We start from the raw sequence: 14,385 nt of genomic DNA on the forward strand, positions 1-14,385 counted from the left end.
TATGAAACGTATATTATATATAGTAATAGCAGCAATAACCATAGGCTCATTTTTATTTTCATGCGAGCCTGTAGAAGACCGCGAAAGTTTAGATGCCATTACATTAACACCGGCTACTACTAAATTCTCGGTTGTTCAAAATCCCGCTAACGATCACGAAGTAGCGATTAAAAATGAAGATCCAAACGTAATTCCATACTGGCATTATATCGACAGTAAAGGAAATGAGTTAGGACATTCTAACAAAGGTGATGATAAAATCATTTTACCTTTTGGCGGAACGTATAAGATTTTTTATACTGCTTATACCAGAGGTGGTGCAGTTGAAGCTCCTCCGGTAACGGTTACAGTAGCAGAAAATGACGAAGCTTATTTTAGTGATGAAAGATGGGGTCTTCTTGCCAACAGAACAGAAGGAAAAACATGGGTATTAAACATGGTAAAACCTCTTGAGTTTGTTGACGCAAAGTACATAAACAGTACACTTAGCTCTGCAGGCTGGTGGCCATTACTTTCAGAAATTCCTTGGGCAAACTTAGAGAATAAAGATTGGGGAGAAATCACTTTCGACCTTAAAGGAGGTTACAATGTATCAGTAACACAAACTAACCCAACTTTAGGAAGTACAGAAAAAACGACTAAAACAGGAACATTCAACTTTGCATTTTCAGATCAGTCAAAAAATGACAGGTTAATTTTTAATGGCGGACTCGAAATGCTACACCCAAATGATGCTACATATTTTAGTTCTTCATTTAGTTTTACCAATGTAAGACTGGTTGAGTTAACAGAAACTACTTTAAGTTTTATAGCAATCAGAGCTGATGGAGGTTATTTATCTTATCACTTAATTGCTAAAACAAATACACTATAATTATTTAATTCTATAGTCTCAGTTTTAAAAGCGTTTGTAACGTTCTTTAAAACTGAGACTTAAATTATTTTATAAGAAATAAAACAATCATTTTTATTTCTAACTTCAATTTTCCAAAACAAAAAAACAGTACCAATGCGTAAAAGAAAGAATTTAAGCAGTCAACTTTCCTTATTAACATTAGTAACAATAATTCTTTTTGGTTCTTGCAGCAAAAAAGAAGACACTTTTGTTAACCGCAAAGTTTCTTTTAATTCAGATTGGAGTTTTCATCTAAATGATAGTCTGGCAGATAAAGACACCATTGGAACTTCAACAAAATGGAGAACCCTAAACGTACCGCATGATTGGAGTATTGAAGGCAAATTTGATGAAAAAAGTCCCGCTGGATATGGGGGCGGTGCATTGAATGGAGGCTTAGGATGGTATAAGAAAACTTTTAAAATAAATGCTTCTGATAGTAGTAAAACTATATCAATTACCTTTGATGGTGTTTACAAAGACAGTGAAGTTTGGATAAACGGACATTTTTTAGGAAAACGCCCAAACGGGTATATTGGTTTTCAATATCAAATCTCTTCTTACTTAAATTACGGAGATAAAAACAATGAAATTATTGTCAAGGTTGACAATTCAAAACAACCCAATTCACGTTGGTATTCAGGATCAGGAATTTTTAGAAATGTCTGGATCGAAACCACCGATAAATTACATGTAGCAAATTGGGGAACTTACGTTACAACTCCAAAAGTTACTGCCGAAAAAGCTTCGGTAAATTTTGAAACTACGATTGAGAATAAATATCCGGCTTCAAAAAAAGCAACAGTAACAACTACTATTTTTAAAGAAGATACCAAAGTAACATCCGTTACACAAAATATAACCATTGGTGCAAATGCCAATCAAACTATCAAACAAGAAACTCAGGTTGAAACACCAGTTTTATGGTCAGTTGAAAAACCTGAATTGTATACAGCAGTTACAGAAATTTCGGTAGACGATAAGATTGTAGATCAATACAAAACCAATTTCGGAATCAGAGATTTTAAGTTTGATGTTGATAAAGGGTTTATCCTTAACGGAAAACAGGTAAAAATAAAAGGAGTTTGTTTACATCACGATTTAGGCCCGTTAGGATCTGCAATCAATACGCGCGCCATCCAACGCCAGTTGGAAATTCTGAAAGAAATGGGCGTAAACGGAATCAGGACTTCTCATAATCCGCCTGCACCTGAACTTTTAGACCTTTGTGATAAAATGGGTTTCATTGTCATGGATGAAGCATTTGATATGTGGAAACAAAACAAAACCAAATACGATTATGCCAACGATTGGGACAAATGGCACAAAAAGATCTAACCGATCAATTGCTTCGTGACCGTAATCATCCAAGTATTTTTGTTTGGAGTATCGGGAATGAAATTCCGGAACAATGGAACGAAAACGGTGTGGCAATTGCCAAAGAATTAGCAGCAATTACACGTCAATATGACAAAACACGTCCGTTGACCGCAGCGATGAATCCGCCGGTAAACATGAATATTGATGAGGTAACTTTACAATTCGAAAAAAAGAATGTTCAGTTTAATGCAATCGCAAAATCGGGTGTTTTAGATCTTATCGGATACAATTATGCGCATCAAACGTATGAACATCATAAAAAGAATTTCCCTGGAGTTCCTTTCATTGCAACAGAAACAACTTCTGGTTTACAAACCCGCGGTTATTATGATACCGTTTCAGACACCATAAAAAAATGGCCGGTAAGATGGGATCTTAAATTTACAGAAGGAAATCCGGACAACACCGTTTCAGCTTACGATCAGGTGCAAACACCTTGGGGTTCAACGCACGAAGCAACGTGGAAAGTCATTAAAAAACACGATTTTCTTTCTGGAATGTACATCTGGACAGGTTTCGATTATATTGGAGAACCAACTCCATACGAATGGCCGTCAATCAGTTCGTATTTCGGAATTGTAGATTTAGCCGGTTTCCCGAAAGATGTATATTATATGTACCAAAGCGAATGGACAGACAAAACCGTACTGCACATTTTCCCACATTGGAACTGGAAAGCCGGACAAACTGTTGATGTTTGGGCATACTATAATAAAGCCGACGAGGTTGAACTTTTCCTTAACGGAAAATCAGTTGGAATCAGAAGCAAAAAAGGAGATAATTTACACGTAATGTGGAGAATTCCTTATCAACCCGGAACTCTAAAAGCTGTTTCTCGTAAAGACGGAAAAGTGGTTTTAGAAAAAGAAATCAAAACAGCCGGAAATCCATCAAACTTAAAACTGACAGCAGACAGAAGTACAATCAAAGCAGACGGAAATGATTTGTCATTTGTAACGGTAGATATTTTAGATGAAAAAGGAACTTTGGCACCAAATGCCAATAACGAAATCAACTTCTCCCTAAAAGGAAATGGAAAAATCGTTGGGGTTTCAAGCGGAGATCCTGTAAGTCATGAATCGTACAAAGGTTTAAAACATACAGCGCTTAACGGAAAATGTCTGGTTATTGTTCAATCTGGAGATAAAACCGGAAGACTTGAATTAACCGCTAAAGCGAATGGATTAAAACCGTCGACAATTGTAATTACAGCAGAATAATAGTTAGTTGCCATTCCTGCAAGGTTTTCAAAACCTTGCAGGATATAAAGTAATAGATTACAGCAGAATAACCACAAATAAATAAAACTTAAAAAACACACAATGAAAAAAATAAAGATAGCCTCATTATCTCTATTCATGGGTTTTGGATTGCTTTCGCCAAAAGCGTCGGCACAAATTCAGAACGCCGATGTGCTAAATGCTCCGATAGATATCAGCAAAGATTTTCAGAATTATCTGAACACGTTTTATTTTGCCGATGAACTAAAAGCATTTGATCCTGCTACAGGAAAAGGGACAATAAAATATTTGCGATACAATTATAAAACACGTCAGGCTTTCAACAACATGATGATGAAGCCGGACTCTGTTGCTGCAAACGAATTTCCTGCAACAGAATACGAAGCTTCGCCTTTATTGCCGTTTGAGATTCAGTTTATTTCTGATAGAACCATCAGAATAAAAACAACTTCAGGACCGCAATTTCATCCGCAAAAAGAATCTTTAATGTTGGTTGACGGTGTTGCACCAAACCACCCGGAATTATGGAAATATTCTAAAATCGAAGGAGGTCATAAATACACCAGCAAACATGGAGTTGTAGAAATCTTAGTAAAACCTTGGCACGTAAAAATTTACGATGAAAAAGGAAAACTACTGACAAGTACATTGCACGATACCGATTTTAAAAACACGTATACACCAACACTGCCGTTCTCATATGTTCGCAGAAACAGCGATTATTCAAGAAGTATGGGCGCGGCTTTTAGCTTAGAACCGGACGAGAAAATATTTGGCTGTGGAGAATCATTCACACAATTCAATAAACGCGGACAAAAAGTAGTTTTATGGGCAGATGATGCCAACGGAATTCAGAATGAAACCATGTACAAGCCGGTTCCATTTTATATGAGCAGCCGTGGTTACGGAGTTTTCATGCATCATTCAACACCAATTACAGTTGATTTTGGAAGATATTATTCAAGTGCCAACGAAATGTATATTGGAGATGACGAAGCCGATTTGTTTTTCTTTATTGGAGAACCAAAAGACGTTTTAGACCAATACACCAATTTGACCGGAAAAGCAGCCATGCCACCACTTTGGTCATTTGGTTTTTGGATGAGCCGTATCACTTATTTTTCTGAAAAAGAAGGTCGTGACGTAGCAAGAGATTTACGTAAATATAAAATTCCAACAGATGTAATTCACTTTGATACAGGTTGGTTTGATGTAGACTGGAGAAACAATTACGAGTTTGCAAAAGCCCGTTTCCCGGATGCACAAAAAATGATGACCGATTTAAAGAAAGATGGTTTCCAGGTTTGTTTATGGCAATTGCCTTATTTCACGCCAAAGAATACGTTGTTTAATGAAATCATGGATAAGAACTTAGCCGTAAGAGACCGTAAAGGAAATCTACCTTATGAAGATGCTGTTCTTGATTTCTCAAACCCTGAAACGGTAACTTGGTATCAAGGAAAACTGAAACATTTATTCGATCAGGGAGTTGCGGTTTTCAAAGTAGATTTTGGAGAAGCTGCACCGCCAGACGGAATTTATCATTCTGGAAGAACAGGTTTTTACGAACATAATTTATATCCATTGAGATATAATAAGGCTGTTGCAGAAATTACTCAAAAAGAAAAAGGATATACTTTAATCTGGGCAAGAAGTACATGGGCTGGATCCCAACGTTATCCATTGCATTGGGGTGGAGATGCTGAAACAACAAACGGCGCAATGTCAGCAGAATTACGTGGCGGACTTTCGTTAGGATTAAGCGGATTCAGTTTCTGGAGTCATGATGTTGGAGGATTTGCAACAAAATCGCCAGAGAATTTATACAGAAGATGGGCACCTTTCGGAATGTTTACTTCACATGTAAGAAGCCACGGTGAACCTCCGCGTGAGCCTTGGTTGTACAGCAAAGATTTCTTAGAAGGATTTAGAAAAGCAGATAATATGCGTTACGAATTAATGCCATATATCTACGCTCAGGCAAAAGAAAGTTCTCAAAAAGGATTGCCAATGATGCGAGCACTTTTTGTAGAATATCCAAATGATCCGGGAGCATGGTTGGTAGACAACGAATATTTATTTGGCTCAAGCATGTTGGTTGCACCACTTTTTGAAGAAGTTACAGAAAGAGATGTTTACCTTCCGGAAGGAACATGGATTGATTATCAAACTAAAAAAGTATACCAATCCGGCTGGCATAAAATCAAAGCGGGTGAAGTACCAATCGTAGTTTTAGTAAAAGACGGAACTGCATTGCCACACATCGCATTAGCACAATCTACAAAAGACATGGATTGGAGTAAATTAACGTTGAAAGTTTACGCAAGTGACAAAACAACTTCGGCGAAAGCCAAAGTATTTTTACCGGATGGCGATGCCGTTCAGGAAATTACAGTAAACAAAAACGGAAATAATTTTGACGTAACGCCAAATGCATTAAGCGGAAAAACCACTTTTAAAACGGAGTGGGTTAAATAAAAAGGGTTTGCCACGAATTGCACGAATTATCACGAATTTGAATTAGTGTAAATTAGTGAAATTCGTGGCAAAACAAAAGTCAAAAATTAAAAAATAAATCTGCTTAAATCTGCAGAATCTGCGTGAAAAAAACATCCCCAACAGGATAAAAATAAGTTTTAGTTTAGTTTAGTTTTAAATCGGATGAAGTTTTGAGCGCTTCATTCGATTTATTTGAGAATTCAAGAAAAAATATCATGAAAAAAAACCTAGTTCTTTCCGCCGTATTACTTTCTGTTACGATCGGATACAGTCAGAAAAATAAAAATGCTTATGAACTGGCATCGCCAAACGGGCAGAATAAAATCAAATTTGAGTTAGTAAAAAACGCTCCAAAATATGCTGTATCTCACGGAAAAACCGAAGTGATTACACCATCAGACATGGGGTTTTTATTAAAAGGAAATGAAGATTTAAGTTCAGACTTTGAAGTAAAAAGCGTAAAAAATACTTCTTTTGATGAAACCTGGGAACAAGTTTGGGGCGAGAAGAAAAACATCAGAAATAATTATAATCAGCTTTCTGTTCAGTTACAGCAAAAAAGCGGGAACAAACGTAAACTTGAAATTCAGTTTCGTGCGTTTGATGACGGAGTTGCTTTTAGATATGTGTATCCAAAACAAAACGTAAAAGACAGTATTTTCATTATGGATGAAAAAACGACTTTTAACTTAAAAGAAGATGGAAAAGCATGGTGGATTCCGGCAAACAGAGAAAATCGTGACGAATATCTTTTTAAAGATGCAGCGGTAAGTACTTTAGATACAGTTTTGACTCCACTTACAATCGAAAGCAAAAGCGGATTAGCATTGAGTTTTCACGAAGCAAATTTGGTAGATTTCGCGAGTATGACTTTGGTTAATACAACCGGAACGCAGTTAAAATCAGATTTAGTGCCGTGGGCAGATGGCGTAAAAGTTCGTGTAAAAGATACCTTTACCTCTTCTTGGAGAACACTTCAAATTGGAGAAACTCCGGCAGATTTAATTACGTCTTATTTGATTTTAAATCTGAATGATCCAAACAAATTAAAAAATACAGCAAGTTATTTCAAACCATACAAATATTTTGGAATTTGGTGGGGAATGCACATTGGGAAATATACATTTTGGGAAAGCGACAAACAAGGCGCAACAACCAAACATGCCGAAGAATATATAGACTTTACAGCAAAAGAAGGATTTCATCATTTATTGATCGAAGGCTGGAACAAAGGCTGGACACCCGCTTGGTACGAAAACCACATGCACATGTTTAGTTTCACAAAAAGTGCCGACAATTTCGACTTAGAAAAAGTGGTTGACTACGGAAACAAAAAAGGCGTTGCCCTTATTGGTTACCATGAAACAGGTTCAAACTTAATTAACTATTTAAAAGAAGTAGACGAAGGTTTTGCATTGTACAAAAAATTAGGAATGCATTCGGTTAAAATTGGTCACGTAGGTTCTAAATTAAACATGAAAGAAAATCACTTCGGACAATTTGGAGTGAATTATTTCAGATATATTTTAGAAAAAGCGGCACAATATGATTTAGCTGTTTTGTACCACGAATCAATAAAAGATACCGGAGAAAGAAGAACTTTCCCGAACATGGTTTCGAGAGAAGCAGCACGTGGACAAGAATATAACGCTTGGAGCGAAGGAAATCCGCCAAATCACTTAACGATTATTCCGTTTACAAGATTACTTTCAGGACCAATGGACTTTACACCTGGAATTTTTGATGTTGAGGTGAAACAAGGTTTCCCTGGAAAAAGAGTACACGGAACAGCAGCACAGCAATTGGCTTTGTATGTAACGATTTATGCACCAATCCAGATGATGGCAGATTTACCTGAAAATTATGAAGGAAAACCAGCTTTACAATTCTTAAAAGATGTTCCAACAGATTGGGAAGATACAAAAGTATTAGAAGGAAAAATTGGGGAATATATCACAACCGTTCGTAAAGACAGAAGCAGTGCTGACTGGTATTTAGGAACGATTACAAATGAAAATGCAAGAGACGTAAATGTTGCTTTATCATTTTTGGACCCAAATGCAACTTACGAAGCGCAGATTTATGCTGATGCCGTAGGAACTGATGAAACGCATAATCCAGCAGAAATTGCAATTTCTAAGAAAACTGTTAAAGCATCAGATTCTCTAAAATTACATTTAGGCGGCGCTGGAGGAACAGCAATTAGATTCAAAAAATTATAATTATAGAAAAATAGATATAGATTGTCAAACCCGACAGGTTTTTAAAACCTGTCGGGTTTAAATAACCACAATTTTTTAAATGAAAAACCTCATTCTGCATATCGTTTTTCTTTTGTCGGTCAATTTGATGTTGTCGCAGCAAAAACAATATCCTTTTCAGGATTCTAAATTAGATACTGAAAAGCGTATTGATAATTTGCTTTCATTGATGACACTCGATGAAAAAGTTCAGGCTTTGAGCACAAATCCATCGATAAAAAGATTAGGCGTTACAGGAACAGGTCACGTAGAAGGTTTGCACGGTTTGGCACTTGGCGGGCCGGGCGAATGGGGCGGAAAAAATAAAGAGCCATTAACAACAACTACTTTTCCTCAGGCTTATGGTTTAGGAGAAACGTGGGATGTTGATTTACTTCAAAAAGTGGCGCAGGTCGAAGGTTATGAAGCGCGATATGCTTTTCAAAAATACCATCGTGGCGGATTAGTCGTTCGCGCTCCAAATGCAGATATTGCAAGAGATCCGCGTTGGGGTCGTACCGAAGAAAGTTACGGAGAAGATGCTTTTTTTAACGGAACAATGACCGTTGCATTTGTAAAAGGATTGCAAGGGAATAATCCAAAATATTGGCAAACTGCTTCGTTAATGAAACATTTTCTGGCCAATAGCAACGAAGATGGAAGAACCTATACTTCATCTGATTTTGATGAAAGATTATGGAGAGAATATTATGCTTTGCCTTTTCAAATGGGTGTTGTTGATGGAGGATCCCGTGCTTATATGGCGGCTTACAATAAAGTAAACGGTATTCCGGCAATGGTACACCCAATGCTAAAAAATATTACCCAAAAAGAATGGGGACAAAACGGAATCATTTGCACAGATGGAGGCGCATTCAAATTGCTGCTTTCAGATCATAAATATTATGCTGATAAATATCTCGGAGCTGCTGCAGCTATAAAAGCAGGAATTAATCAGTTTTTAGATGAATATACAGAAGCAGTTTATGGCGCGCTTTCACACGGATATTTAAAAGAAAAAGATATTGATGCCGTTATTCGCGGAGATTATCGGGTAATGATTCAATTGGGAATGTTGGATGTTTCAGATGAAAATCCGTATGCAAAAATCGGAACAGGAAAAGATACTATTGATCCTTGGAAAACAGAAGCACATAAAAAAATCGCTTTAGAAGCAACACAAAAATCTATTGTTTTGCTTAAAAATGATGCTCAATTTTTGCCTTTACAAAAAGATAAATTAAAAACGATTGCCATAATAGGAAATCGTGCTGATGAAGTACTTCTGGATTGGTACAGCGGAACGCCACCTTATACAATTACACCTTTACAAGGAATAAAAAATAAACTAGGCAATAATGTCGAAATACTTTATGCCAAAAATAATATAGATGGTAAAGCAGCTGAAATAGCCAAAAAAGCAGATGCAGTTATTGTCATCGTCGGAAATCATCCGGTTTGTAATGCAGGCTGGGCAAATTGTCCCGTGCCAAGCGAAGGTAAAGAAGCTGTCGATCGTCAATCACTGACTTTAGAACAGGAAGATTTGATTAAAGTAGTCTATCAGGCCAATCCTAAAACTGTTGTGGCTTTAGTTAGCAGTTTTCCATATGCCATAAACTGGATACAAGAACACGTGCCGGCAATCGTACACATGACACAAAATAGTCAGGAAACAGGAACCGCTTTGGCCGATGTTTTATTTGGAGATTATAATCCGGCCGGACGTTTAACACAAACCTGGGTTGCGACTATTACTGATTTGCCTGAATTATTAGATTACAATATTCGAAACGGAAGAACGTACATGTATTTTAAAGGCAAACCTTTATATGCTTTTGGTCACGGTTTAAGTTATACAACTTTCAAATACAATTCTATTGAAACAAATTCAGAAAGCATTTCTAAAAGTGGAGAAGTAAAAGTTACAGTTTCTGTTACCAATACAGGAACTAAAGACGGAGATGAGGTAATTCAGTTGTATGTAAAACAATTGCAGTCAAAAGTAGAACGTCCTGAAAAAGAATTAAAAGCATTTCAGCGTGTTTTATTTAAAGCGGGAGAAACGAAGAACGTTTCTTTGGTTTTAAAAGCCAAAGATTTAGAATACTGGAATACAGCAAAACAACAATTTGAATTAGAAAACAATACAATTGAAATTCAAATAGGAAGTGCTTCGGATAAAATTCTGCTGAACAAAAAAATAACAGTGAAATAATTTACAATGAAAAAAAATCTAACGATACTCTTTATTTTGCTTTCTCTAATCAACGTTCCGTTGTTTGGACAAAATGCTGCTGAAAACAGAACCATAAAAGTTGATTATAATAAAACTGCAGGAAAACTGAACACCATGTTCAAAGAATGCATTGGTGCCGGAAGAGCAAACGAAGGTTTACGCGCCGACTGGCAGCAGCAATTGGCAATGACCAAAAACGAATGCGATTTTAAATACATCAGAATGCACGGCTTATTGTCTGATGATATGGCTGTTTACAGAGAAGATTCAAAAGGAAATCCCGAATACAATTATCAATATATCGATGCTTTGTATGATTTTCTTTTAAGTATTAAAGTAAAACCTTTTGTAGAATTAGGTTTTATGCCTAATGCTTTGGCAAGTGGAAAAGAAACTATTTTTTGGTGGAAAGGAAATGTAACACCTCCAAAAGATTATAAAAAATGGGAAGATTTAATTCGAAACCTAACCCAACATTTCAAAGAACGTTACGGAGACGAAGAAGTAAAAACCTGGTATTTTGAAGTTTGGAATGAACCAAATTTATCTCCGGGTTTCTGGACAGGAACTCAGGCAGAATATTTTAAACTTTACGAATACGCAGCGCGAGGCATCAAAAGTGTAAATCCTGCATACAAAGTAGGCGGTCCGGCAACGGCAGGCGCAGGCTGGGTTCCGGAAACAATCGATTTTTGTGCTAAAAATAATGTTCCGCTAGACTTTATTTCGACGCATACTTACGGAGTAAAACAAGGATATTTAGACGAATTCGGAACTTCTGGAACGGTTTTAAACAAAGAAGATTCCAGCATAAGCGGCGACGTAATAAATTCACGTCAACAAATTTCAAATTCGGCTAAGCCAAAATTAGAATTACATTATACAGAATGGAGTTCATCTTATACGCCGGCAGATCCTATTCACGATAGTTATCATTCAGCGGCTTATATTTTGCAGAAATTAAAACAAGTTGGCAATGCAGCAAACTCAATGTCATATTGGGTTTTTACCGATATTTTTGAAGAACCGGGCCCAAGATTCACGCCTTTTCACGGCGGTTTCGGATTATTGAATACGCAGGAATTAAAAAACCGGCTTATTTCTCGTATTCCTTTTTAAATAAATTGGGCGAAACAGAACTTCAAAATAAAGACACTTCTTCATGGGCGACAAAAAATGAAAAAGGCGATGTTCAATTATTAGTTTGGGATTTCACCAATACACATCCCGGAGATTCTGTCAATAATCAAATGTATTATATAAAAGATTTGCCGTCGAAACCAAAAGGAAATTTAAAAATTGAATTGGAAGGTTTGCAAAAAGGAAAATACAATTTAGAAATATACAAAGTAGGCTATAAATCGAACGACGCTTACGCGGATTATCTGGCCATGGGAAAACCAAGTCAGTTAACACGCGATCAGGTAAATACAATCAAACAAAAAAACAATGGTGCTTTGTGGGCGAGTGAAAAAGTAACCATTGATGCAAAAGGAACTTTTAGCAAAGATTTAAAAATCAATGAGAATGATGTTTTCTTATTGAATTTTGTGAAGCTTTAATTTCTAAAAAACAAACTATCAAAAACTAAAATTTATTAAGCATGAAAAACAAAATTTTATACCTGTCAGCAGCATTGGCTTTTGCAGTATTTACATCTTGTAAGAGTGATGTAAAAACCACAGATTCTGAAACAGCAGAAAAAGAATACAAAGGAAAAGAAATCGGATCTGAGTTTGATGCAGAAATCGACAAGTTGGTTTCTCAAATGACATTAGAGGAAAAAATAGGAATGTTACATGGAAATAGCATGTTTACTTCTGGCGGTGTAAAACGTTTGGGGATTCCGGAATTAAAAATGGCAGATGGACCACTTGGTGTTCGTGAAGAAATTTCGCGTGACAATTGGGCTCCGGCAGGTTTAACAAATGATTTTGCAACGTATTATCCGGCTGGTGGCGGACTTGCCGCAACATGGAATGCTGATATGGCATATACTTTCGGGAATAGTCTTGGGCAGGAAATGCGTGCAAGAGATAAAGATATGCTGCTTTCACCAGCTATAAATATCGTAAGAACTCCGCTTGGAGGAAGAACATACGAATATATGTCTGAAGATCCATTTTTGAACAAAAAAATTGCTGTGCCGTTAATTGTTGGTTTACAAGACAATGATGTTATGGCTTGCGTAAAACATTATGCTGCAAACAATCAGGAAACAAATCGTGATTTTGTAGATGTTCAAATTGATGAACGTACACTTCGTGAAATTTATTTACCAGCTTTTGAAGCTTCAATAAAAGAAGCGCATGCATACAGCGTAATGGGCGCTTACAATAAATTTAGAGGCGAATATTTATGTGAAAACGATTATATGCTGAATAAAATTCTTCGTGACGAATGGGGATTTAAAGGCGTTGTAGTTTCAGATTGGGCTGCTGTGCATTCGACAGTAAAATCTTTAAATAGCGGATTGGATATTGAAATGGGAACTCCAAAACCATTCAACGAATTTTTCCTTGCCGATAAATTAATTGCTGCAGCAAAAAACAAAGAAATTTCAGAAGCAGAATTGGATAAACACGTGAAAAGAATTTTACGTACTTTATTTCAGGTAAAAGCAATGGGAAGTCAAAGTAAAGACCGTGCAAAAGGAAGTATTGCTACTGAAGCACATTATCAGGACGCTTATAAAATTGCAGCAGAAGCGATAGTTTTATTGAAGAATGACAACAATGCTTTACCATTAAAATTAGACGGAGTTAAATCTATCGCGGTAATTGGAAACAATGCAACGAAGAAAAACGCGCTTGGCGGATTTGGCGCAGGTGTAAAAACAAAAAGAGAAGTTACACCACTTGAAGGTTTAAAAAACAGATTGCCATCTTCAGTAAAAATCAATTATGCTGAAGGATATTTAGAGCGTTACGACGAAAAGAATAAAGGAAACTTAGGAAATATTACATCAAATGGTCCGGTAACAATCGATCAGTTAGATCCTGCAAAAGTTCAGGAAGCGGTTGAAGCGGCTAAAAAATCTGATGTTGCGATTATTTTTGCAGGCTCAAACCGTGATTACGAAACAGAAGCTTCTGATCGTAGAAACCTGAAATTACCATTCGGACAAGAAGAATTAATTCAGAAAGTATTAGCCGTAAACCCAAGAACAATTGTTGTTTTTGTTGCCGGAGCTCCTTTTGAAATTGAAAATATCAGCAAAAAAAGTTCAGCTGTAGTATGGACATGGTTTAATGGTTCAGAAGGTGGAAATGCTTTGGCAGATGTACTTTTAGGAAAAGTAAATCCGTCTGGAAAATTACCTTGGACAATGCCTAAAAATATTATGGATTCTCCAGCGCACGCTACAAACAGTTTCCCTGGAGGAAAAACAGTAAATTATGCAGAAGGAATTTTGGTAGGATACCGTTGGTTTGATACTAAAAATATTGCACCATTATTTCCTTTCGGATACGGATTATCGTACACGACTTTCGGTTTTGAAAATGCAAAAACAGACAAAACTTCTTATGCACAAGACGAAACAATTACAGTTTCTGTTGATGTAAAAAACACTGGAAAAGTTGACGGAAAAGAAGTTGTTCAGTTATACTCTTCAAAATCAGATTCAAAAATTACGCGTGCTGCACAAGAATTGAAAGGTTTCCAAAAAACATTGGTAAAATCGGGAAGTTCAAATACAGTAACGATTAAAGTTCCGGTAAAAGAATTGGCTTACTATGATGTAACTGCTAAAAAATGGACGGTTGAACCAGGAAAATACACTTTGAAATTAGGAAATTCTTCAAGAGATATCAAAAATGAACTTGTTGTAACAATTAAATAAAGCTTGAAACATTAATGCTCTTTGATTTTTATTGAAGAGCATTTTTT

5 protein-coding genes and 2 pseudogenes are annotated in these 14,385 nt (G+C 36.4%); all 7 read left to right on the forward strand.

Annotated features, from left to right (window positions below; all coding sequences use genetic code 11):
- Position 1 precedes the first annotated feature (1 nt).
- The gene (locus tag ACZZZT_RS03840; RefSeq protein WP_463459464.1) at positions 2-874 is read left to right on the forward strand and encodes a hypothetical protein; all 873 of its coding nucleotides are present in this window, start codon (positions 2-4) and stop codon (positions 872-874) included.
- A gap of 135 nt (positions 875-1,009) precedes the next feature.
- A pseudogene (locus ACZZZT_RS03845) lies at positions 1,010-3,495 on the forward strand (glycoside hydrolase family 2 TIM barrel-domain containing protein).
- 102 nt (positions 3,496-3,597) lie between these two features.
- Positions 3,598-5,994: a glycoside hydrolase family 31 protein gene (locus ACZZZT_RS03850; protein ID WP_463459465.1), complete on the forward strand. Its 2,397-nt coding sequence runs from the start codon at positions 3,598-3,600 to the stop codon at positions 5,992-5,994.
- A gap of 236 nt (positions 5,995-6,230) precedes the next feature.
- On the forward strand, positions 6,231-8,237 hold the full coding sequence (locus tag ACZZZT_RS03855; protein WP_463459466.1) for a glycoside hydrolase family 97 protein: 2,007 nt from the start codon (positions 6,231-6,233) through the stop codon (positions 8,235-8,237).
- A 79-nt stretch (positions 8,238-8,316) separates the two neighbouring features.
- Positions 8,317-10,473, forward strand: coding sequence for a glycoside hydrolase family 3 C-terminal domain-containing protein (locus ACZZZT_RS03860; RefSeq protein ID WP_463459467.1), 2,157 nt, complete (start codon positions 8,317-8,319; stop codon positions 10,471-10,473).
- A gap of 135 nt (positions 10,474-10,608) precedes the next feature.
- A pseudogene (locus tag ACZZZT_RS03865) lies at positions 10,609-12,056 on the forward strand (GH39 family glycosyl hydrolase).
- A 41-nt stretch (positions 12,057-12,097) separates the two neighbouring features.
- The gene (locus tag ACZZZT_RS03870; protein WP_463459468.1) at positions 12,098-14,338 is read left to right on the forward strand and encodes a glycoside hydrolase family 3 C-terminal domain-containing protein; all 2,241 of its coding nucleotides are present in this window, start codon (positions 12,098-12,100) and stop codon (positions 14,336-14,338) included.
- Positions 14,339-14,385: the final 47 nt, after the last annotated feature.

The sequence above is a fragment of the Flavobacterium sp. AC274 genome (assembly GCF_979258275.1).